This window comes from Nonomuraea antri, from assembly GCF_013283785.1.
Taxonomy (GTDB): Bacteria; Actinomycetota; Actinomycetes; order Streptosporangiales; family Streptosporangiaceae; genus Nonomuraea; species Nonomuraea antri.
Genome location: NZ_JABCPZ010000504.1, coordinates 1 through 1836 on the forward strand (window position 1 = coordinate 1; position 1836 = coordinate 1836).

A 1836-nucleotide genomic window follows, 5' to 3' on the forward strand; every position below is an offset into this window, starting at 1 on the left:
TGCGCTGTTGGTGGGTAGGGGAGCGTCGTGCAGCCGGTGAAGCAGCAGAGTGATCTAGTTGTGGAGGCTGTGCGAGTGAGAATGCAGGCATGAGTAGCGAATGCAGGGTGAGAAACCCTGCCGCCGGATGACCAAGGGTTCCTGGGGCAGGCTAATCCGCCCAGGGTAAGTCGGGACCTAAGGCGAGGCCGACAGGCGTAGTCGATGGACAACGGGTTGATATTCCCGTACCCGCTTCAACGCGCCCATATCGAACCTCGTGATGCTAAGAGTCCTTAGCCCGCCTAAAGCCTTCGGGCTTGGGGTCAGGGTGAACGCTCGATCCGATCGGGTAGTAGGTAAGCGATGGGGTGACGCAGGAAGGTAGTCCAGCCCAGGCGATGGTTGTCCTGGGGTAAGCATGTAGGGAGTGAGGTAGGCAAATCCGCCTCACACGTATCCTGAGATGTGATGCCGAGCCGATTGTGGTGAAGTGGATGATCCTATGCTGCCGAGAAAAGCCTCTAGCGAGTGTTGTGGCGGCCCGTACCCTAAACCGACTCAGGTGGTCAGGTAGAGAATACTAAGGCGATCGGGTGAACTGTGGTTAAGGAACTCGGCAAATTGCCCCCGTAACTTCGGGAGAAGGGGGACCTCTGCTGGTGATGAGTCTTGCACTCTGAGCTGGTGGGGGTCGCAGTGGCCAGGGGGAAGCGACTGTTTACTAAAAACACAGGTCCGTGCGAAGTCGTAAGACGATGTATACGGACTGACGCCTGCCCGGTGCCGGAACGTTAAGGGGACCGCTTAGCTGTGGCAACACGGCGAAGGTGAGAACTTAAGCGCCGGTAAACGGCGGTGGTAACTATAACCATCCTAAGGTAGCGAAATTCCTTGTCGGGTAAGTTCCGACCTGCACGAATGGCGTAACGACTTCCCCGCTGTCTCAACCGCAGACCCGGCGAAATTGCACTACGAGTAAAGATGCTCGTTTCGCGCAGCAGGACGGAAAGACCCCGGGACCTTCACTACAGCTTGACATTGGCGTTTGGAGCGTCTTGTGTAGGATAGGTGGGAGACTGGGAAGCTCGGACGCTAGTTCGGGTGGAGTCATTGGTGAAATACCACTCTGGTCGTTTTGAACGTCTAACTCTGGTCCGTGATCCGGATCGGGGACAGTGTCTGGTGGGTAGTTTAACTGGGGCGGTTGCCTCCTAAAGGGTAACGGAGGCGCCCAAAGGTTCCCTCAGCCTGGTTGGCAATCAGGTGTCGAGTGTAAGTGCACAAGGGAGCTTGACTGTGAGACTGACGGGTCGAGCAGGAGCGAAAGCTGGGACTAGTGATCCGGCATCGGCGTGTGGAAGCGGTGTCGCTCAACGGCTAAAAGGTACCCCGGGGATAACAGGCTGATCTTCCCCAAGAGTCCATATCGACGGGATGGTTTGGCACCTCGATGTCGGCTCGTCGCATCCTGGGGCTGGAGTAGGTCCCAAGGGTTGGGCTGTTCGCCCATTAAAGCGGTACGCGAGCTGGGTTTAGAACGTCGCGAGACAGTTCGGTCCCTATCCGCTGCGCGCGCAGGAGACTTGAAAGGGGCTGTCCCTAGTACGAGAGGACCGGGACGGACGAACCTCTGGTGTGCCAGTTGTACCGCCAGGTGCACGGCTGGTTGGCTACGTTCGGAAGGGATAACCGCTGAAAGCATCTAAGCGGGAAGCTCGCCTTGAGATGAGGTCTCCCACCATGAGAGTGGGTAAGGCTCCCGGTAGACGACCGGGTTGATAGGCCGGAGGTGGAAGCACGGTAACGTGTGGAGCTGACCGGTACTAATAGGCCGAGGACTTGACCACAAAGCAT

At 57.6% G+C, this 1836-nt stretch carries 1 rRNA gene; it reads left to right on the forward strand.

What is annotated here, in order from left to right:
* Window positions 1-1829: ribosomal RNA gene (locus tag HII36_RS56215) — 23S ribosomal RNA — on the forward strand; the annotation flags it as partial.
* Between the last annotated feature and the right edge of the window lie 7 nt (window positions 1830-1836).